Raw genomic sequence first — 20164 nt, 5'->3', positions numbered from 1 at the left:
TTTTATAAAAAAATGACCAAATTAATAATGAGGTCATATATTTAATTTGAGGAGGAGTTATAGAAAAATTATAATTATAATGAGAAAAAGTTGCATAGTAATAAATTCGGGGATAAGGCATATGTATGAACAAGTATAGCCTTTTTGTTTGAGTGAAAATGACCAAATGAACAATGTGGTCATTTAGAAAAGGGGGAGAAATGATGAAATGGAATCAGTTACTTCGTAAAGAGTTTACTGAAATTATAAAAAGTAAAAAAATATTAATTCCAATTATCGCGGTTTTATTCGTGCCAATTTTATATGCAGGTATGTTTTTATGGGCCTTTTGGGATCCGTATAAACAGTTAGATGATTTACCAGTTGCGGTAGTCAATTTAGATAAAGGTGCAGTATTTGATGGGAAACCAATTGAGGTCGGAAAAGGGCTCGTTGATAACTTAAAAGATAATACAAGTTTCAAATGGGAATTTGTAAGTGAAAAAGAAGCGGAAAAAGGAATGGAAGGTAGAAAGTATTACATGTTAGTACGCATTCCAGATGACTTCTCAAGTAACGCTACAACGTTATTAAAAGATGATCCAAAACCATTAAATTTAGAATACATTCCAAACGAAAGCTTAAACTTCTTATCTTCACAAATTGGCGGAACAGCCATTGAAAAAATTAAAGGTGAAGTATCAAGTACGTTAACGAAAACATATGCAGAGAAAATGTTTGATTCTATTCAAGACGTCTCAAAAGGATTAGCAGATGGGGCGGAAGGAGCAAATAAACTACACGACGGATCAAGTGAGCTGCATGATGGTTCCAGTAAAGTGACGGATGGCCTTCATACACTTCAAGGGAAGTCTGGAGAGATGAAGGATGGAGCTCAGAAATTAGCAGATGGATCTAATAAATTAGTAGATGGATCAGGCAAAGTAACAAATGGTTTAAATACGTTAAATAGCAAAACAGGTGAGATGCAGACGGGTATAGGGAAATTGCAAGATGGATCTCAGAAAGTAACAGCGGGTTTGAATACGTTAGTAAATAAATCAGGTGAATTAAAAACAGGAACGAATGAATTAGCAGCTGGTATGGAACAGCTTGTTGGAGGACAAAGTCAATTAGAGGGGGTTTCTCAAAAAATTGAAAAGGGTTTGCAAGAATTAGATAGTAAAGTGAAAAGTTCCGCTGCAGGTTTAGAAGAAATGCAGGCGAAAGTTCCTACAATATTAAATAAAGTAAATGAGAAAATAGACGGAGCTGAAAAAAACGTAAATCAGTTAAATGGATTTACTCAATCAACAGCAGGAGATGCCAAAAATGCAGCGCAAGATGTAGCTAATTTACAAAAGCAAATTGAGAGTTTACCAAAAGAATATCAAGAGCAGTTACAACCGTATATAACAAATGCGGCAAAAAGTACAGCGACAGTTCAACAAAAAGTTGCTGTAGTATCGGGTGGAACAAAGACACTAAACGAAGAAGTAAATCAACTAAAAGGTGAAATAAATCAAAAGGCAAGTGAAATGCAAAACAAACTACCGAATTCAGGTGGGATTAATACTTTAACGGATGGTATTACGAAATTAATGAATGCGCAAAACCAATTTGTAAGTAAGTTTCACGGATTTGGTGAAGGATTAAATAATGCCAAAGTAGGTGTAAATAAATTAAATAAGGGGTCAGATCAATTAATTGATGGAGTAACTCAATTAGCGGACGGCTCAAGCAAAGTAACAGGCGGCTTAGGTACATTATCCGCGGGAGCAAATCAAATGTCAGGAGGAATAACGCAATTAACAGACGGTTCAAGCCAAGTAACAACTGGCTTAGGTACTCTAAATGGTGGCCTAAATCAAATGTCAACAGGCTCAATCCAGCTAATCGACGGCGTAAATAAACTAGCAGATGGATCAGGAAAAGTAACAGATGGCCTCGTGAAAGTAAACGACGGTTCAGGCGAACTTGCTGAGAAACTGGGCGAAGGAGCAGAAAAAACTGGTGAAGTAAAAGGGACGGATAAAACGTATGATATGTTTGCAAGTCCTGTAAAGGTGAAGACGGAGAAAATGGCGGAAGTTCCTAACTACGGAACTGGATTTACACCGTATTTCTTATCACTCGGTTTATTCGTTGGGGCATTACTATTATCAATCGTATATCCATTACGTGATACAGTTGGCGTTCCAAAATCAGGATTTAGTTGGTTTATTAGTAAGTTCGGCGTGTTACTATCAGTCGGTATTATTCAAGCGATAGTAGCAGATGTTATATTACTGTTCGGATTAGGTGTAGAAGTACAAAGTATTCCGTACTTCATACTCTTTAGCATCGTTACAAGTTTAGCGTTTATTGCATTAATTCAATGTTTAGTAACAGCATTCGGTGATGCAGGGCGTTTCATCGCCATCATCACATTAATTATTCAGCTTACAACAAGTGCTGGAACATTCCCGTTAGAGTTAATTCCGAAGTTTTTACAACCATTTAATGCTTGGTTACCGATGACATACTCTGTATCAGGATTGAAAGCAGTCGTATCAAGCGGAGACTTTAACTTCATGTGGCAAAACATAGGAATGCTCATGATCTTTATCGTTGTATTATCACTTGGAACAATCGCCTCCTTAACTTTGATGCACAAACGACAATTTAAAAATGTTGCTGAAAATCAATCGGTTGAAGCGTAAAAAAAGCACCTTTTTGGTGCTTTTTTATTTTAATAGAGGGCATCTTTTCCTTGGTTCATCTATAAATCTTTCTAAAAGCTATAGAAACGAAAGAAAAGGAATTACAACAATTTACAGAGAAACATAGGGTAGAGGAGTTGATATGATGAAAGGCAATCCTACTTACTATTTTATCTTATATCCATTAATCTTCTTTCTCGTTTTCTCTCTTTCACCTATCTTGTTTCAGAAAAAAGAATATACGAGTATGAAAGATATACTAGGGATACTTTTATTTTACTATGTGCTAATTAGTGGATATTACTTTATGGATGTTGTAAGTGAAAGAATGAAGAAGGATAGTAAAGATAAACGATAAATTTTATTGTATAAAAACCGATGGAGGATAAAAAATGACTGAAAGTGAGATAAAATTCCGTGATACGACCATTCGTAACTTTTTTGATAAAGAGAATCGTTTAAAATCGATTCCAGGTCAAAAGAAGAAAAAATTAGTATTGTTAGAGCATTTAATTAGCAAGTTAAATGCTGAAAATCAATATACAGAAAAAGAAATTAATACATTTATAAAACAATATCATGATGATTTTTGTACAATTAGACGTGAATTTATTGTACATAGGTTTATGGATAGAGAGGATAGTATGTACCGTATAAACGGGAGAGAAGTTTGGACGAAGTGGGAGGAGTTAAAATAATGAATCAGCGAGGGGATCCCCGCTGATTATAAGCCTGTGCTAGTCTTGCTGTTTCTTTGTAGTAAGTCTATGAACGCTTCAACATTCGAACTTGTAATGTATCCAAGCGTTATATATTCATCTTCATAGTAAAATATTATTTTTTTGTCAAAGATTCTTCTCTTCGTTTCTATGGATAGAATTTTTTCATAATCAAATTCGGCAATGAATGTGTTTTTATATTGGCTAAAAAAGAGAAGTCTTTGATTAGTAGCAAGTAACATGCCAGGATACGGGACTTTATGCGTAATCATATAGCCAGTAAGTGAACATTTTAAAGTAGATAAAATTTTTTCTTCTTTATGTAATAGTTGTTTTGCATCTGTTAAGATTGGGTTCATTCCATACATTCCTTTTATTTTGATTTATGAATATTGTATCAAGAGTAAAAAGATTCTCAATATGTAATATTGCATATTGGACGTTTTGTAGTTTTAATATTATTTTTAAAAAGAAAAAGTACGAGGTGATTCAATGATACGGTTAGTAAAAGAGACTGATGCAGAAGCAATTATGAATATTAGAAAAGAAATTATATTATCGGAAACTACTACAAAATTTTTCATAGTATCCCCAAAGAAGTTACCGAATGATAGTAATGCAGAAAGAGAAAAGATACGGAAAAGCAATGAGAAAGGTAATCTCTATATCGTGTATGAAGTAGATAGGAAGGTAGTTGGCTTTTTACTTTTCAACCGATATGAACTAGAACGGTTACAACACGCAGGCACAATGGGAATGGGGATTAAAGAGGCGTATTGTAATCAAGGCATCGGCACGAAATTAATTGAATTTCTTATTAGTTGGGCTAAAGAGCAGAAAGGTTTAGAGAAAATTTGCTTAGGTGTAGTTTCTGTTAATGATCGGGCAATTAAAGTGTACAAACGTATGGGTTTTGTAGAAGAAGGGAGACAACGAAAGCAAATAAAGTATGAAGATGGATCATATGGAGACGACGTATTGATGGGCTTTTATATTGAATAAAGGATATATGGTATTAAGAAAAGGAATGTACCTACCGTAAATGTCTAAAAGCAGTATATTGCCCCTCCATTAACAGACTTTTACCTATGTATAATATTAATATAGTAAAATCATAACAACCGATATTGCAGTTTCCAATAATATACTATATAATCAATTTAAGAAAACGTTTTCATGCAAAGGGGGAGAATTTCGTGTCGACTATAGAGGACGTGGCGAAATTAGCGGGGTTATCAAGGACAACGGTTTCTAGGGTGATTAATAATCATCCATATGTTTCAGATGAGAAGAAAAAAAGGGTTCAATTAGCAATGAAGCATTTAGGCTTTGTTCCTAATTCTGCGGCGAGAAGGCTTCGTAAACAAAAAACGGAAACAATTGCGGTGCTAGTTCCAAGGATTACAAATCCTTTTTTCAGTAGATTTATTGAAGCAATCGAGATTGCAGCTTCTGAACATAAATATAAACTGATTATTTGTCAAACAAGATATTTACCTGAAAAAGAGATGGAGTATTTACAATTATTATCTACGAAACAAGTAGATGGGATTATTCTATGTTCACTAGAAAATCCGTGGGAAGATGTAGAGCCATACTTACAGCACGGTCCAATCGTGTTATGTAATGAATATATTGAGGAAGCAAATATTCCAACAGTGAAGTTTGATCATGCGCAAGGAGCATACATAGCTGCGAAGCATGTGTTAGATCAAGGATATCGCAATCTTATTTTTTGCCGTGGTAACGAAACCAAATTAGTTAGCCAGCAGCGAAAAATGGGCTTTTTACGTGCAATAACTGAGAAGAGCCGCCAAGTAGAAGCGATTGATTTTCTTGAAAACGCTTTCTCTTGGGAGGATGGAAAACGAATATTCCATGAAGTATTAAAGGACAAAAAAAATCCTACCGCGATTTTGGCAGGAGGCGATGAGGTAGCAGCTGGAATTATCTCAGAGGCGAAGCACCATAACTGGAGCATTCCAGATGATCTCGCTGTTATCGGTTTTGATAATCAAATATTATCACAGATTACAGAGCCAGGTATTACGACAATTGAACAGCCAATCGATGAGATGGCCCGAAAAGTTGTCGACCTGATGATGGATAAAATCCATACGAAAAATTATCGACAAAAAGAATTGTATGAGTTTGAACTGGAGCTCTTGGTGAAAGGTTCAACGATGAAGAAGGATACGATGTTATTAGCCTAGTAGACTATGTCTGCTAGGTTTTTTTATGTTCATAAACTACTATTCTTCGTGAACGCAGTCATCACATTTGTTATGGTATGCTTCGTGTTGCTCATCAATTTCTTTCCCACAGTGCGCACAAGTTTTCGTCGGTAAATTTCTGAAAAACTCCATTGGTTGATCAATCATGTCAATCCCTCCATTTCCATTTCTTACTATTATTGTATTAGTACAAAAAATAAAAGTCAACAACTGTTTTATAACAAAATTGAAAATTAATGAAAAAGTTTAGGAAATGGATTATAGTTAACAATGTAGAATGTAAGTGAAACATGCATTCCTACTCGGTTTTAGAAAGGATGGATACATATGAAAATGACTGTTGTCGGCTTTTGGGGCGGATTTCCAGAAGCGGGAGAAGCAACGTCGGGGTATTTGTTTGAACACGATGGTTTTCGTTTACTTGTAGACTGTGGTAGTGGTGTACTAGCACAGCTTCAAAAATATATAACACCATCTCATATAGATGCAGTTGTACTGTCACACTATCATCACGATCATGTTGCGGACATTGGGGTATTGCAATATGCGAGATTAATTACGAGTGCAACAACAAGGCAACTACCGGAATTACCAATATACGGTCATACGTTTGACGAGAATGGATTCCATTCTTTAACACATGAACCACATACGAAAGGAATCGCGTACAATCCAGAAGAAACACTTCAAGTTGGACCGTTCTCGATTTCGTTCTTAAAAACTGTTCATCCTGTTACATGCTTTGCGATGCGTATTACAGCTGGAGATGGTGCTGTAGTATACAGCGCTGATTCAAGTTATATTCCTGAATTCATTCCATTCACGAAAGATGCTGATCTTTTCATTTGTGAGTGTAATATGTATGCACATCAAGAGGCTGCAAAAGCAGGGCATATGAATAGTGCAGAAGTAGCAAGTATTGCAAAAGATGCGAATGTAAAAGAACTTTTATTAACGCACTTACCGCATACAGGAAACCCATCTAATTTAGTAACAGAAGCAAAACAAATTTTCAGTGGCCATATTACGCTAGCGCATAGTGGCTACGTATGGAACTCATGAGGTGATACGATGTTATTTATTGATAATAAAGGAATTACAGATCCTAGAATAAACTTAGCGATTGAAGAATATTGTGTGAAAAATTTAGATATTAACGAAACATATTTACTGTTCTACATTAACGAACCTTCGATTATCATTGGTAAAAACCAAAACACAGTAGAAGAAATTAATGCAGATTACGTAAAAGAAAAAGGTATTCATGTCGTTCGTCGTCTATCAGGCGGAGGCGCAGTATATCATGATTTAGGAAACTTAAACTTCAGCTTTATCACGAAAGATGATGGAGATAGTTTCAGCAACTTCAAAAAATTCACAGAGCCTGTAACGAAAGCGCTTGGTAAATTAGGTGTAAATGCAGAACTAAGTGGTCGTAACGACATTTTAGCTGAAGGAAGAAAAATTTCAGGTAACGCGCAGTTCTCAACGAAAGGTCGTATGTTCAGTCACGGTACGTTACTATTTGACTCTGAAATCGATCACGTCGTATCAGCACTGAAAGTAAAAATGGATAAGATCCAATCAAAAGGAATTAAATCAATCCGTAGCCGCGTTGCGAACATTACAGAGTTCCTAAACGAAGAAATGACGACAGAAGAGTTTAGACAACTTCTTCTAGAAACAATTTTCGAAGGAGAAACAGAAATCCCAACGTATGAATTAACAGAAGAGGATTGGAAAGAAATCCATAAACTTTCTGAAGAGCGCTACCGCAATTGGGACTGGAACTACGGAAAATCACCGAAGTTCAACTTACAACATTCACACCGCTTCCCAGTTGGACAAGTTGACGTTCGTCTGGAAGTGAAAAAAGGAACAGTAACAGAATGCAAAATTTACGGCGACTTCTTCGGTTCACTAGATGTTCATGATATCGAAGAGCGTCTAACAGGCGTTCAGTTCGATAAAGATACATTCACTGCAGCTTTAGAAGGCGTAGATATCGCACGCTACTTCGGTAACATTACAACTGAAGATTTCTTACATTTATTCTTCTAAAAATGAGGGAGGCTGCCATAACGGGCAGCCTCTTTTTTTGCGTAGATTGTCGCGTTTTTTCGGTAAGTCGATATATTCGAAAAATCGCTTATATAATTTCATTCACCATAAAATCACAGGACATCTGCCTCTTATAAAGGAATATATATATTCAAAAGGAGGCGGATTGATATGAAAAGGGTAATGTACGTTGTATTATTACTCAGCTTTGTCATCGGAATGACAGCGTGTAACAGTGGATCGCCCTCAAGTCGTACAATTTTGTCTATCGGAAAACCAGCGGAGGATAATGTTATATATTTTACGCATACAGATAACAAACGAAAGATACATGATATACAAGACATGTTTCAAAATAAGAAGTGGAAAAGAAATGAAACATTCAGCACTGTTAATAAAACGCCAGATGTCGTCTTATCAATAGATGAAAACAACAAAGGGTTACCGACGTTATATGTTACCGTATATTTTCATGAAAATGGAGCGGACGTTTTGAATTTGTATGGGGAGTATACGAGCTTAAATAAAGAGGAACTTGAAAATCTTAGAAAAAAGATGAGTGCATATTATCCTAAAATGATTTTTGGTCTAGTGTTATAAATTACTTGTAAATAAAATCCCCTTATTTTTCCAAATTAAACTAAGAGAAGGTGATCTGTCTATATGCAGTTAATAGAATATCACTTGCCACTTTAATTTTCTTTTAATATAATTAATTTAGAATTTTTAAATATTCTAAATTTTATAAAGGTGGGGTTTTTGTGAATCTCGTTCAATCTTTGGCTGAAACGGCAAAAAAGAAGGGGGAAAAACCGGCTTATATATTTATGGATCAGTCGGTCTCATATGACCAATTAAACAAAATGGTCACAAGGTTTTCTAGCAATTTAGCAGAAATGGGCATTGGAAAAGGGGACAATGTCGCATTAGTTGTTGGGAACTCACCACATTTTTTGGTCGGTTTATACGGAACAATGAAAGCCGGAGCAACTGTTATTCCAGTTAATCCAATTTATACAGCAGACGAAATGCATTACATTTTACAAAATGGAGATGTAAAAACAATCATCGTACTCGACGTCCTTCTACCTGTTATACAATCTCTTACAACAAGACTTCCTTCATTAGAAAACATCATCATATGCGAAACCTCATCAGATTTTAACCATACAGAAACCGAAAAAATGAAAACGTTTACTAGTTTTGTGGGGGCTGGAGATTTACAATACGAAGGCCCTGAACTAGATGAAGAGGATGTAGCGGTTATCCTATACACTTCAGGTACAACTGGAAAACCGAAAGGCGCTATGCTCACACATAAAAATTTATATAGTAATGCGAATGATGTTGCGTCTTATTTACAATTTACTGCTGACGATCGCGTCGTTGCGGCACTGCCAATGTTCCATGTATTCTGTTTAACAGTTGCGGTAAATGCACCGATTGTGAACGGAGCAACGATTTTAATGTTACCGAAATTTAGTCCGAAAGAAGTATTCCGTATTTGTCGTACGTACGAACCAACGATCTTTGCTGGCGTACCGACGATGTACAATTATTTATATTTATTTGAAGAAGCAAGCGCAGAAGATGTGAAGACGCTTCGCCTTTGTATTTCCGGTGGTGCATCGATGCCTGTTGCTCTTCTGCAAAACTTTGAAAAACGTTTTAACGTTATTGTTTCAGAAGGATACGGTTTATCAGAAGCATCACCAGTTACTTGTTTCAACCCGCTAGATCGTCCTCGTAAACCAGGATCAATTGGCACAAATATTTGGCATGTAGAAAATAAAATTGTAAATGAACTTGGGGAAGAAGTACCTGTCGGCGCAGTCGGCGAATTAATCGTTCGCGGACCTAACGTTATGAAAGGATACTATAATGCACCAGAAGATACAGCTGCGACATTGAAAGACGGCTGGCTATATACAGGTGACTTAGCGAAAATGGATGAAGAAGGTTACTTCTATATCGTTGATCGTAAAAAAGATATCGTCCTAGTTGGCGGTTATAACGTATATCCTCGTGAAGTAGAAGAAGTATTATATACGCACCAATCAGTAGCTGAAGTTGTTGTAATCGGTGTTCCTGATGAAAACTTAGGAGAAGCTGTGCGAGCGTACGTCGTTTTGAAGCAAGCAAACGTAACAGAAGAAGAACTAATGCATTACTGTACGTTACATTTAGCGAAATATAAAGTGCCGAAAAGCATTGAGTTTTTAATAGAATTACCGAAGAATACGACGGGTAAATTGTTAAGAAGAGCATTGAGAGAGAAAGCGATGCAAGTGTAATGAAGAAAAGGTCTCCTAAAATATATTTTAGGAGACCTTTTCTTTGTTTATCGTAATAACTTTTTCTCATATGAAATGTAGTAGGAAGTTTGTATATATAATAGCGGAGCGTGTTCAAATAACTATTTGGTACTAGTAGTAATGAAGATATTCTTCCTACTTTCTTACATGAAATTTTTAATTTTGGATATTTGTATCATATGTTTCTGCAACAAACACAAAGTCTACATGCTCTTTATCAATAAAAATACTTGTTTTAGATGGAAGACCTGTTATGGTAGAAACAATATCAACCTCAACAAGGTCAAATCCTACACGATAAGCATCTGCAATTTCAATTCCACCAGTTAGAAAATGCAATCCATCCCCAAATGACTTAAATACAAATACATTTTCTTTCAAACTTTTATTATCCATTTCAATCCATTCTTCGTTAATATAAATCTTAAATGTCGTGCACTTTGGAACACACTCGATGTGATGTATCCCTTTATAACTATTAAGCGAAAACATATAGGTATGAGTTTCTTTAAAGTTAATATCTATCCCGTATTTAAAAGCAAAGGTTTTATATACCATTTCATAAAACAATGGCATTACAATATCATCCCATGCGTCATAGGCAAAAGCATGAATTGGTATTAGATGAGGATATAAACTTACAATCGCTTTTTGAAAATTAAGTAAGATGGTTGTATCTGTAATTTCTTTTAAAGAATCATCTATTTCATGGTCATAATCTTTCGAAATTCTGTTATCAATCATATGAAAAACTCCTTACATAGTCTTCTATATACTACGTTTTTCCGCATCATCAGTTTGTGCCTTCTTCAACTAAATTGCAAGTTTAATCGATGATTCCAAAAAAGCCCTTGTTTTATTTTATCAATTGTTAAATGTATTTATCTTTAAACTTCAATACGAAGATTAAACATGAAGGTACGGGCGGAAAAGTAACAGAAACAAACTTTGTATATGACCCGATTAACCAATTATTAAATGAAGCACTACCAAACGGAACAACTAAATCATACACATATGATGGATTTGGAAACCGTACAAGTGTGAAAGTTGTAGAGAATGGAAAAGAAACAAAATCTATAGCGGCAACATTCAATGAAGGAAATCAGCTTGTAAAATTCGGAAACGAATCGTTAACGTATGATGCGAATGGAAATCGTACATCTGATGGAAAGTACAAATATACATGGAATGAAGATGACCAACTTGTAGCTATTACAAAACAAGGTGAGAGCAATGCATTCGCAACTTATAAATATGATGAGAATAACCGTCGTATTGAAAAGAGTGTAAATGGTCAAGTAACACGTTATTTCTATGATGGAGATAGTATTAATCCGTTGTACGAGACGGATGGTAGTGGAAATGTTCTTCGTCAATATGTATACGCAACAAGTGGCGCGCGTCTAGCGATGAAATCAAAAGGACAAACGTTATACTACCACTACAACCCTCGTGGTGATGTCATTGCGATGACAGATCAAAATAGAGAAGTTGTAGCAACGTATGAATATGATTCATGGGATAACGTATTAAAGAGTGATACGAAGGGCATCGCAGCAGATAATCCATTTGGATATGCTGGATACATGTATGATAAAGAAATTGGTATGTATTATCTGATTGCACGTTATTATAACCCAGATCATGGTGTGTTCTTATCGGTAGATCCTGATCCAGGTGATGAAGATGATCCGGTTACAATGAATGGTTATACGTATGCAGATAATAATCCGGTGATGATGGTGGATCCGGATGGCCATGCCGCTTGGTGGGTAGCTGGTGCATTAGGTGGAGCTGCTTGGGATGTTGGTACTTACTTATGGAAGAATCGAAAAAAAGGGTATTCTTGGAAAGGTGTAGGGAAATCAGCACTAAGAGGAGCAGTGACAGGAGTTGCACTAGGAGGAGTTGGGAAACTTGGCGCTGCATACGCGGCAAAAAAAGGATATAAGGTTTTGGAAGTAGGGAGAATAAAAGGTGTTAGAGCAAACCCTGGACATTTTGGGATTAGATATCAAACACCTAAAACACCTCCTATTAGATCCATTGAACTTCATCCTAATCATCATGGGCATGGTATTCACATTCAAAGAAATGTTTGGACATTGAACCATCCTAGGAATAAAGGTAAGTTGTATCGTTTAGGAGGAGATAATGTGAAAAGGTGGGGAATAACATTAGCATATCAGAAATTAAAGGGAAAATTTAAGAAGAAATAAGCGAGTGTATATTTTAATATGAAGTATACAAAGGGAGAAATTTTATAAATCGATGGACAATAGTATATATGTAAAACAGGGGAGTGTTAGATGAAATTTATAAAGAAGTTTGTGAATAAGTATTTCAGTAACGATATGGATGTTTTTGCTGATCGTTTAGGGTACTGCACCTGGAGTGAGGCAAAGGCAGATACTTTTCATATATTCATACAACCGCCTGATTTAGATTGGTATATTACTAAATTACCGGATAATAGTTGGGCGGTTTGGAATGAAGAGGGGTACTCACCATTTGCTTTTCAAATTTTCCCTACTTGGTATGAGGCAATAAGGACTTTGCGAAACGTTTTTGAGGAAGGGAATATACCAGAAGAATATTGGGGCCCAGAAGGTTATGAGAACGGAGATGATCCGTTTTCTAAACTTCCTGATAAAAGTAAAAAAATAAAATTTTAAGTCGAATTATAGTTGTGTACAGTAAAGATTATAAATAAAATGTTACCTTACGATGTAGGGGGAAGTTTGTGATTTTAAAAAAACTGGGTTGATTTTAATAATCAATCTAGTTTTTTTAATATTATTGAGATAGTGCAAAGGGTTGGTAATCGTCGACGTGTTTTGAATGGATGATATTGGCATGTATTACTTGACTGCTCATTACGATAAAGAAGGACTATTCTAAATTAAATTTTAGATAGTCTTTTTTATTGTAAAAATATGTACTTGAATTACTGTTATTAAGTTAATGTGAAATGAATTAACATTCTATTTGTAACAATAAGTATGATAGAGAAAACATTCATCTATTATACGAGACAGATAGTAATAGATGATTACATATGAAGTATACTGAACTTACAATTTATAAAGTGGAGGCAAATGTATGAAAAAATTAGGGTTTAGAGTTATTTGCGGAGAAGAGGGATATGGTCATTATTTTGGTGGAGACACTTGGAAAGTTCCTATATGTCCGCAATGTAATGAACAAGCACATCAAATATTTACCTTTGATTTGAATGATTCGAGATTAGAGGAACTTAAGACAGAAGAATTAAAGGAGTTGCCATTAATTACTTGTTTAAATTGTTCCTTATATGAAGATATGCAAAATTTCAAAATAAATATAATAGAACGTTCTATACATACCATTACTCAAAGTGAGATGTTTAATTGGAAGTATGAATTAATTGATAAGATACCAGTTCCTCTGCCGAAGTATGATATGAAATTAGTAACGATGGAGAATTATGATGTCCCTTGTGATGAAGATGAAAATGACCAAGCTTTTGATGCGATGGGAAGAGATTATATTTGTAGAATACTTGGAGCACCCCTATACATAGAAGATTCTATAGAGGCAACGTGTCCTTGTTGTTCAAAAAGTATGAACTATGTGGCTATGTTGACCGGAGAAGATTATGGGAATGAAGGAGAACTTACAGGAGGAATAACTTTTCAAATAGGAGAGAGTTTTTTATATTTTTATCTATGTAAAGAATGTCTAATCATACAAACTTCCATGCAGAGCACTTAAGTTTGTTCTGTAGTATTGAAAGTTTTATTTTAATGTGAAGTGAAAGAGTTTGTAATTTAAATAAAAACCGAACCACCATCTAAATGGCGGTTCGGTTTTCTTTATCTATTTTTTCTCTACTAATTTCTTATTCTTCCAATCTAATGTAAACGATTTATTAAATGTTTTTTGATCAACATCTTTTACGTTGTTTCCAACCCAGTTTGCAGTTCCGAATGTGTAGCCTGGACGAAGTTGGTAGTCGTCGGCGTGCTTTGTATAAGCGACTTGTAGGTTAGATTGGTCTGTATTTTTTTCAGAGATAACAACAGCGATCATACCAGGAGAGAAACCGCTATTTGTTAATGCTGGAAGTTGATCCATCGGTATTAAATTACCTTTTGCATCAGATTCATATAAGTATGTGCGAGAGTACATGAACAGTTGGTTTCCGTATAAAGAATGGTAGGAATCACGTGTGTAAATACCCCAGTTTTGATTGTTATATCCGTTAAAGAATACATTCCATTTTACGTTTTTATTTGTTTGGTCAATTAAGTTTGTTTTATAACTTGTTTGTTTATAGCTTACAGAGTCAGACCAAGTTACTTGGCCAGTTGCACCCGCTTCAGCGCTAGGTCCATTTGGCGTTGCAGAAGCTTTAACAGAACCGCCAAGTTGATAAGATACACTAGAGGTTACAGTCGTTTCTTCTACAGCATTTGTAGGTGCTACGTTAAAGAAACGGGCGCTGTTATCTTGAAGATTAAAGGCAATATCATATTGTGAAGGGTAGCGTAATGTTGCACTAGCGCCAGGGATTGGGTAGTTATCAATAGGCGCACTACTTATAGTAGGATTTGCTTTTAGAAAACTACCAGTTGTATTAATAACGGCAATCTGTTTATCAGCGCTCGGATCATCGATAAAAGTTACCTTTAAAGACATTGTCATATTATCAGTTTGATCATTATTAAATGTATTATAGCTCGTATGTGTTTTTGCATTTTGCCCGATATCTGTTACAACTTGTGACGTCGTTTGAGCGTAAGCAGCAGGTGTTGAAAGTGCTAAAGCGCTACTAGCAACAACAGCGGATAATGCTAAACATTTTAAATACGTTTTAGAGCGTTTCATACAATCACTTCCTTTTATCTTTGTCGATATATGTCGTATTTCGTTTATATCGTAACATGAAAATAAAACGGAAGGGATAGTTATGCATAATTGCATAGGTGAGTTTTGGATAGTGAAATTTTATGAATCCTTCTCAAGGGAATCGCCGCTGTATTGTTTATATATTCCTCCTCATCAACTCCCCAACTTGCGTCGCAACAAACGCAACATCACTATCAATTTCATCCAATACGTACGATTCCAAAATGCCCATTACAGCTGTTCCTAAAAATTTTAAGACGATATGTTTATCGATGTTTTTATTTACTGATGTGTTTGTGTTTAATTTTTTTTCTATTTCACCCATGATGAAAGTTAGTAATTTTTTTTGAAATGATAATGTACTGTTACTTCTAAATAGTGCCGCGAAAAATGGTTTGTGCTCTTTGAAGTATTCAAACCATATAACAGTTCCTTCTATATAACCTTTGTTTTGTTTCTCATAGCATATTTCTTTTAGTTGGTCTAAATGATCATCCACAATTTTATCTAATAAATTGTACTTATCTAGATAGTGTAAGTAAAAAGTTTTTCGTCCGATGTTTGCTTTTTCTGTAATGTTTTTTACTGTAATTTCGTCAAAACCATCTGTAATTAACATCTCTATAAATGTGGATTGAATGGCGTTTTGTGATTTTATAATTCTTCTATCGATTTTCTCCATATGGTGTTCCTCCGTTGTTGATACACATATTTCGTTACGTGTGTATTATCACCCAAATGCGTAAATGTGGTCATTGAAACAAGTGGTTGCTCGCTTTATTATAAATATACACGTGAGTAATAACTCTCACAAGTGTAAAATTAAAAATAAGATAAGGGTGGTTTTATATATGGCAGTTACGAAGAAAAATGTAAGATTTTATGCAAGAGGTTTACAAGTTGCAGGTATTTTGAACATTCCTGAAGGTGCTGAGGAAAAGAAACAAAATGCAGCGATTGTTTGTGTGCATCCAGGTAGTAGCTGTAAAGATCAAACAGCAGGATTGTATGCCGAGAAGTTAGCGGAACAAGGATATGTAACGCTTGCGTTTGATGCATCATATCAAGGTGAAAGTGAAGGTGCGCCGAGGTATATTGAAGAGCCAGCTGCGCGAGTTGAGGATATTCGCTCAGCAGTAGATTATGTAACTACCCTTCCTTATATAGATGAAGAACGTATCGGTGTGTTAGGCGTGTGTGCAGGCGGTGGTTATGCAGTAAATGCTGCGATGACAGAGCGCCGCATTAAAGCGGTTGGCACAGTTGTTGGTGCAAATATTGGCCGATTAAATCGTGAAGCTGATCCAATTGGGGTGTTAGAGGCGATTGGTAAACAACGTACTGCTGAAGCACGCGGAGCAGAGGAACTGATTACAAATTGGATTCCTAAAAATCAGGAAGAGTTAGTAGCAGCGGGTATGACCGATATAGATATTGTAGAAGCAGTTGAGTATTACACAACGCCACGAGGGCAAAGTGTTAACTCTCCAAATAAGCTAAACTTTACGAGCATGGGATCGGTAATTGGTTTTGATGCGTTCCATTTAGCAGATACGTTATTAACGCAGCCGCTGCAAATTATTGTCGGTAGCAAGCAAGGCGCATTCGGTTCTTATAAAGATGGTCATGAGCTGTATGAGAAAGCAGCTTCAGAGAAAAAAGATTTACTTGTTGTGGAAGGTGCGAGTCATTACGATTTATACGACCAACCAGAACCAGTAAGAATTGCAGTTGAAAAATTAACAAGTTTTTATAAAGAGCATTTGTAAAAACAATGTTGATATAAATGGTGCCTATAGTTGTTAGATACAAGTCTAACAACTATAGGTTTTTACTATGATGAGCGAAGTGCTTAATATTTACGTTATAAGTGCATAACAAGTTATAATAGAAGAAATCAATAAGGAGGCTGGCTGTGAAGAATCTTCGTTATCTCAATATATTTACCATATTAATTATATACACACTACTTATGTTTTACATTGGCTGGAACGGATGGGTTTGGCTTCATGCGGTATTTGGCTGGGAATCTTGGGGATATTATGCTTTCATAGTTGCATTTATTTCATATGCGTACATTCTCGTGCAAGTGTTTAAGTTTCTGCCATTTCTGCGAACGATAGGTTCGATTTGGTTTGCGGTCATACAATATGCGCTTATGTTGTTGCCATTAGCTAATATTATGGTCTTTCTTTTACAGTTTTCAGTGGAGAAAGAAGCGGCAATTATTTGGACAGGAACGGCTGTGATAGCTGCATTTATCTTTATCTTTGCGTATGGAGTATTTAATGCGTATAGTCCGGTAGTAAGAAAGTACGAGGTGCACATACCGAAAAAGGTAGAGGGGCGTAAAAGTTTACGCATTGCGATGGCTTCTGATATGCATTTCGGTAAACTGTCTGGCGTTTCGCATTTAAAAAGACTTGTTCGTCATGTAAATGAGATGGAACCTGATATTATTTTACTGCCAGGTGATATTATCGATGATCATCCAGGTGTGTTCATTCAAAAGAATATGGGACCAATCATGAAACAAATGAAAGCACCATTAGGCGTATATGGTGTTTTAGGAAACCATGAATACTACGGTAGAGCGGTTCCAGAGTTTTTACAAGAGATGGATAAGATTGATATTCGTATTCTTTTAGATGAAGTAATTACAATTGAAGGTGACTTTTATCTCGTTGGAAGAAGAGATAAAACAGAGCGAGATCGCCAAAGTTTTGAACAATTAATGAGTACGGTAGATAAATCGATGCCAGTTATCGCAATGGATCATCAACCATTTGAGTTGAAACAAGCAGCGGATGCTGGCGTCGATTTACTATTATCCGGCCACACGCACCGCGGACAAATGGCACCGAACCATATTGTAACGAGAAGAATGTACGAATTAGACTGGGGATACGCACAAAAAGGTGCATTCCACGCGATTGTTTCTTCTGGTTTCGGATTCTGGGGACCGCCGCTTCGACTTGGAAGTAGGTCGGAGATTGTGCAGGTAGAAGTTACATTTGAATAGGGGTTATGAAATAGAGAGCTGATGGCTCTCTATTTTTTTAAATAAAAACAAATAACAATAAATATTTATGTTGGTGCTAATTTCATAAAAGAGATACGATTATAAGACTCGATCAAAATAAAGGGGGATTGTAAGTGATCATATCAGATGTACTATACGGAGAATTTGAAGTGGATCAAGTAGTAGAAGAATTAATTTCAAGTAAGTCTATGCAAAGACTAAAGGGAATTCATCAAGCAGGCACAAGTTACTTAATGAACGAGAAATGGAATGTAACTCGCTTTGAGCATTCAGTGGGTGTTATGTTATTAGTGAAAAAACTAGGTGGTTCAGTAGAAGAACAGATTGCTGGTTTACTACATGACGTATCACATACTGCTTTTTCCCACGTGATTGATTACGTTTTTGATAATAAAGATGAAAGTTATCATGAAGAGATATTTAGTTCTGTTGTGAAAAACTCAGAAATTCCAGCGATCCTTGCGAAGCATGGTTATAACTATGAAGATATTTTATTAGATGATTCGAAGTGGACGTTACTGGAAAAATCAGCGCCCGAATTATGCGCAGATCGAGTGGATTATACATTACGAGATATGTATACATATGGTTATATTTCTTTAGAAGAAGTTCACAGTTTTTTAGAGGATGTCATCGCTGTAGAAGGGAAGATGGTTCTTCAAAGTATCGAAATGGCAGAGTGGTTTACAGAAACGTATTACAAAGAAGTAATTGATTTCTTTATGCAACCAATGAATATTTACGGAAATGATATGTTAGCGAAAACGTTAAAGGTAGCTCTTCATAAAAGGATTATTCATGCAGATGATTTTCTTCTTGAAGATGATGAGCTTATTTCGAAATTACAGCAATGTAATGACCCCGAAGTAGAAGTTTTATTAAGCAAAGTTCATCCAAATATAAAAGTAAAAGAAGATAGAAACGATTATGATTTACATCAGAAAAATAAAGTGCGTCTTATTGATCCGCCGTTACTTTGTGAAGATGAAGTTATTCACTCGTCTGTTGTGTCAGAAAGCATAAGACAGATGAATGATATTGCTTATGAAAAAGCGGTGAGAGGGATATATGTGAAATTGATTTAAAAGAAAAAGGTGTCATCAATTATGATGACACCTTTTTCTTTTAAAGGGTTGTTCGTATGGGAATATATTACATTTTTACGATACTATTTCATTTTATCATAAAGATACCTTTTATGGTAAAAAATAAAAATTGTAAAGTTTTCCCTTGATAATAATTTGTGAAAAAAGTACTAATTTTTAATGTGTAAAAAATAATAAATATTTTTAATGGATGCTTTAGAATCTTTCGGTCTTTATATATATATTTTTATATTTTTCAAGGTAATTTAAAGAATTTTGTCGTTTTTTGTTGTGATTCTTATATTATGATACATATAATGTTCGGAGTTAGCTATTATAACATAAAAATTTTAAAAAACCAGAATTGAATCATATTGTTTATTTTAATATAATTTAATTGTTAATTAATAACATATTTGAGGTATGATTCTTTATTGAGGTGAGAATTCTTTTTTATATAGGGGGATTTACAAAATGGTTAAAACGGCAAAGCCTGAAATGATGAATGAATTAAAAGAAATAGTTTACAAATTCTTTCCAAAAAATATTATGAAAGAAGAAGAATTGTACGAAGAATCTAAAGAGCATAAACGATTTGTAGAGCTAAAAGAAACATTTATAGAAAACGAAAGTTCTCAAAAGGAAGTTTTGTCTTTAATCGAGTCAACATTTTGTGATTACCATGTATCAGATTGTACAGATTTAAACCTATATAATTGTTTAGAATATAACGTGTTGTTAAATGGAAGAGAACCGATGTTAAATGATGATATTGATTGGATACGAAAATCAAGAGGTGAGCGTCTTGACTTAGGAGTTTTTGTTAGCTTACTTGATAAATATTATTATTACTACGTATTAAAAACAAAATATGATGAAGATGTAAGGGAATGGACTTTTGAAACAATCGATGTAGAAATGGATACCATTTGTGAATTTGAAAAACGAATGCATACAAAAGGATTTGTAAGAGTAGAGCGTGAGGTTGCTAGAACGGCAATATCTGATATTGAAACGGAATGTTTACGTATGGGAGAAGTTAACGTATTCCATGCTTTATTTACGGATTCGGTTAGTGAAATATAAAATATATATGCAGTTTGTACTATGTTGAAAGAGTCGCTAAGAAAGTA

Annotated in this window: 20 protein-coding genes and 1 pseudogene; 16 read left to right on the top strand and 5 right to left on the bottom strand. The window is 35.1% G+C overall.

From position 1 onward, the window contains the following. The first annotated feature begins 203 nt into the window (after window positions 1-203). The 3 genes from MHI28_RS11780 (at window position 204) to MHI28_RS11770 (ending at window position 3379) form a co-directional block, all read left to right on the top strand. Window positions 204-2681, top strand: a complete 2478-nt coding sequence (locus MHI28_RS11780; RefSeq protein ID WP_340827979.1) for a YhgE/Pip domain-containing protein — start codon at window positions 204-206, stop codon at window positions 2679-2681. A 142-nt stretch (window positions 2682-2823) separates the two neighbouring features. Beyond that, window positions 2824-3039 (top strand): hypothetical protein, encoded by a 216-nt coding sequence (locus MHI28_RS11775; protein ID WP_002083046.1) that lies wholly within the window; start codon window positions 2824-2826, stop codon window positions 3037-3039. Window positions 3040-3073: 34 nt separating this feature from the next. Continuing rightward, on the top strand, window positions 3074-3379 hold the full coding sequence (locus MHI28_RS11770; RefSeq protein ID WP_340827978.1) for a DUF2087 domain-containing protein: 306 nt from the start codon (window positions 3074-3076) through the stop codon (window positions 3377-3379). Window positions 3380-3405: 26 nt separating this feature from the next. Here MHI28_RS11770 and MHI28_RS11765 read toward each other — a convergent pair whose 3' ends face one another. Beyond that, window positions 3406-3759, bottom strand: coding sequence for a PH domain-containing protein (locus tag MHI28_RS11765; RefSeq protein ID WP_001068229.1), 354 nt, complete (start codon window positions 3757-3759; stop codon window positions 3406-3408). Window positions 3760-3892: 133 nt separating this feature from the next. Between MHI28_RS11765 and MHI28_RS11760 the strand changes: the two genes are divergently transcribed. Beyond that, entirely contained in the window at window positions 3893-4402 is a 510-nt protein-coding gene (locus MHI28_RS11760) for a GNAT family N-acetyltransferase (RefSeq protein WP_000620471.1), read from the top strand. Window positions 4403-4596: 194 nt separating this feature from the next. Next, the gene (locus tag MHI28_RS11755) at window positions 4597-5613 is read left to right on the top strand and encodes a LacI family DNA-binding transcriptional regulator (RefSeq protein ID WP_000103710.1); all 1017 of its coding nucleotides are present in this window, start codon (window positions 4597-4599) and stop codon (window positions 5611-5613) included. Window positions 5614-5652: 39 nt separating this feature from the next. Here MHI28_RS11755 and yhfH read toward each other — a convergent pair whose 3' ends face one another. Then, window positions 5653-5781, bottom strand: coding sequence for a protein YhfH (yhfH, locus tag MHI28_RS11750; RefSeq protein ID WP_000567010.1), 129 nt, complete (start codon window positions 5779-5781; stop codon window positions 5653-5655). 180 nt (window positions 5782-5961) lie between these two features. Between yhfH and MHI28_RS11745 the strand changes: the two genes are divergently transcribed. From MHI28_RS11745 to MHI28_RS11730, 4 genes are all read left to right on the top strand, one after another. Then, the gene (locus tag MHI28_RS11745; protein WP_000784691.1) at window positions 5962-6696 is read left to right on the top strand and encodes an MBL fold metallo-hydrolase; all 735 of its coding nucleotides are present in this window, start codon (window positions 5962-5964) and stop codon (window positions 6694-6696) included. Window positions 6697-6705: 9 nt separating this feature from the next. After that, window positions 6706-7695 (top strand): lipoate--protein ligase, encoded by a 990-nt coding sequence (locus MHI28_RS11740; protein ID WP_000897261.1) that lies wholly within the window; start codon window positions 6706-6708, stop codon window positions 7693-7695. Window positions 7696-7866: 171 nt separating this feature from the next. Continuing rightward, window positions 7867-8295, top strand: a complete 429-nt coding sequence (locus MHI28_RS11735; protein WP_000832634.1) for a hypothetical protein — start codon at window positions 7867-7869, stop codon at window positions 8293-8295. 161 nt (window positions 8296-8456) lie between these two features. Then, a complete protein-coding gene (locus MHI28_RS11730; protein ID WP_001055198.1) occupies window positions 8457-9989 on the top strand; it encodes a fatty acid--CoA ligase family protein in 1533 nt (510 codons plus the stop codon). Between the two features lie 177 nt (window positions 9990-10166). Here the strand turns inward: MHI28_RS11730 and MHI28_RS11725 are convergent, their stop codons facing one another. Beyond that, a complete protein-coding gene (locus tag MHI28_RS11725) occupies window positions 10167-10754 on the bottom strand; it encodes a hypothetical protein (protein ID WP_000566763.1) in 588 nt (195 codons plus the stop codon). Between the two features lie 155 nt (window positions 10755-10909). Here MHI28_RS11725 and MHI28_RS11720 point away from each other — a divergent pair. The 3 genes and pseudogenes from MHI28_RS11720 to MHI28_RS11710 all read left to right on the top strand — a co-directional run. After that, window positions 10910-12232, top strand: a pseudogene (locus tag MHI28_RS11720) (RHS repeat domain-containing protein); the annotation flags it as partial. Window positions 12233-12322: 90 nt separating this feature from the next. Beyond that, a complete protein-coding gene (locus MHI28_RS11715; protein ID WP_086413194.1) occupies window positions 12323-12688 on the top strand; it encodes a hypothetical protein in 366 nt (121 codons plus the stop codon). 427 nt (window positions 12689-13115) lie between these two features. After that, window positions 13116-13766, top strand: coding sequence for a hypothetical protein (locus MHI28_RS11710; RefSeq protein ID WP_044783513.1), 651 nt, complete (start codon window positions 13116-13118; stop codon window positions 13764-13766). Between the two features lie 105 nt (window positions 13767-13871). Here the strand turns inward: MHI28_RS11710 and cytK2 are convergent, their stop codons facing one another. Together cytK2 and MHI28_RS11700 are read right to left on the bottom strand one after the other, a co-directional pair. Next, complete coding sequence (cytK2, locus tag MHI28_RS11705) at window positions 13872-14882, bottom strand: beta-channel forming cytolysin CytK2 (RefSeq protein ID WP_000830634.1); 1011 nt, start codon at window positions 14880-14882, stop codon at window positions 13872-13874. Between the two features lie 157 nt (window positions 14883-15039). Next, window positions 15040-15585 (bottom strand): TetR/AcrR family transcriptional regulator, encoded by a 546-nt coding sequence (locus MHI28_RS11700; protein ID WP_000411007.1) that lies wholly within the window; start codon window positions 15583-15585, stop codon window positions 15040-15042. A gap of 169 nt (window positions 15586-15754) precedes the next feature. On the opposite strand from MHI28_RS11700, the gene MHI28_RS11695 reads away from it, so the two are divergent. The 4 genes from MHI28_RS11695 (at window position 15755) to MHI28_RS11680 (ending at window position 20117) form a co-directional block, all read left to right on the top strand. After that, window positions 15755-16672 (top strand): alpha/beta hydrolase, encoded by a 918-nt coding sequence (locus MHI28_RS11695; protein WP_000301546.1) that lies wholly within the window; start codon window positions 15755-15757, stop codon window positions 16670-16672. Between the two features lie 146 nt (window positions 16673-16818). Then, window positions 16819-17925 carry a metallophosphoesterase gene (locus MHI28_RS11690; protein ID WP_016097883.1) on the top strand — a complete coding sequence of 369 codons (1107 nt, stop codon included), beginning with the start codon at window positions 16819-16821 and terminating at the stop codon, window positions 17923-17925. Between the two features lie 134 nt (window positions 17926-18059). Beyond that, a complete protein-coding gene (locus MHI28_RS11685) occupies window positions 18060-19031 on the top strand; it encodes an HD domain-containing protein (RefSeq protein ID WP_340827977.1) in 972 nt (323 codons plus the stop codon). A 474-nt stretch (window positions 19032-19505) separates the two neighbouring features. After that, complete coding sequence (locus MHI28_RS11680) at window positions 19506-20117, top strand: hypothetical protein (RefSeq protein WP_000241090.1); 612 nt, start codon at window positions 19506-19508, stop codon at window positions 20115-20117. Window positions 20118-20164 lie beyond the last annotated feature (47 nt).

Source organism: Bacillus sp. FSL K6-0268, assembly GCF_038005425.1.
GTDB classification, from domain to species: Bacteria; Bacillota; Bacilli; order Bacillales; family Bacillaceae_G; genus Bacillus_A; species Bacillus_A thuringiensis_S.
Note: the sequence above shows the minus strand (reverse complement) of the source record. Positions and strands in the feature narration are given on the sequence as shown.

What these genes read in the sequence shown, in the direction of transcription:
- MHI28_RS11745 (WP_000784691.1), top strand. Translation starts at nt 5,962, where the DNA reads ATGAAAATGACTGTTGTCGGCTTTTGGGGCGGATTTCCAGAAGCGGGA.
- MHI28_RS11760 (WP_000620471.1), top strand. Translation starts at nt 3,893, where the DNA reads ATGATACGGTTAGTAAAAGAGACTGATGCAGAAGCAATTATGAATATT.
- MHI28_RS11740 (WP_000897261.1), top strand. Translation starts at nt 6,706, where the DNA reads ATGTTATTTATTGATAATAAAGGAATTACAGATCCTAGAATAAACTTA.
- MHI28_RS11725 (WP_000566763.1), bottom strand. Translation starts at nt 10,754, where the DNA reads ATGATTGATAACAGAATTTCGAAAGATTATGACCATGAAATAGATGAT.
- MHI28_RS11695 (WP_000301546.1), top strand. Translation starts at nt 15,755, where the DNA reads ATGGCAGTTACGAAGAAAAATGTAAGATTTTATGCAAGAGGTTTACAA.
- MHI28_RS11700 (WP_000411007.1), bottom strand. Translation starts at nt 15,585, where the DNA reads ATGGAGAAAATCGATAGAAGAATTATAAAATCACAAAACGCCATTCAA.
- MHI28_RS11680 (WP_000241090.1), top strand. Translation starts at nt 19,506, where the DNA reads ATGGTTAAAACGGCAAAGCCTGAAATGATGAATGAATTAAAAGAAATA.
- MHI28_RS11735 (WP_000832634.1), top strand. Translation starts at nt 7,867, where the DNA reads ATGAAAAGGGTAATGTACGTTGTATTATTACTCAGCTTTGTCATCGGA.
- MHI28_RS11715 (WP_086413194.1), top strand. Translation starts at nt 12,323, where the DNA reads ATGAAATTTATAAAGAAGTTTGTGAATAAGTATTTCAGTAACGATATG.
- MHI28_RS11780 (WP_340827979.1), top strand. Translation starts at nt 204, where the DNA reads ATGAAATGGAATCAGTTACTTCGTAAAGAGTTTACTGAAATTATAAAA.
- MHI28_RS11710 (WP_044783513.1), top strand. Translation starts at nt 13,116, where the DNA reads ATGAAAAAATTAGGGTTTAGAGTTATTTGCGGAGAAGAGGGATATGGT.
- cytK2 (WP_000830634.1), bottom strand. Translation starts at nt 14,882, where the DNA reads ATGAAACGCTCTAAAACGTATTTAAAATGTTTAGCATTATCCGCTGTT.
- MHI28_RS11765 (WP_001068229.1), bottom strand. Translation starts at nt 3,759, where the DNA reads ATGAACCCAATCTTAACAGATGCAAAACAACTATTACATAAAGAAGAA.
- MHI28_RS11770 (WP_340827978.1), top strand. Translation starts at nt 3,074, where the DNA reads ATGACTGAAAGTGAGATAAAATTCCGTGATACGACCATTCGTAACTTT.
- MHI28_RS11775 (WP_002083046.1), top strand. Translation starts at nt 2,824, where the DNA reads ATGATGAAAGGCAATCCTACTTACTATTTTATCTTATATCCATTAATC.
- yhfH (WP_000567010.1), bottom strand. Translation starts at nt 5,781, where the DNA reads ATGATTGATCAACCAATGGAGTTTTTCAGAAATTTACCGACGAAAACT.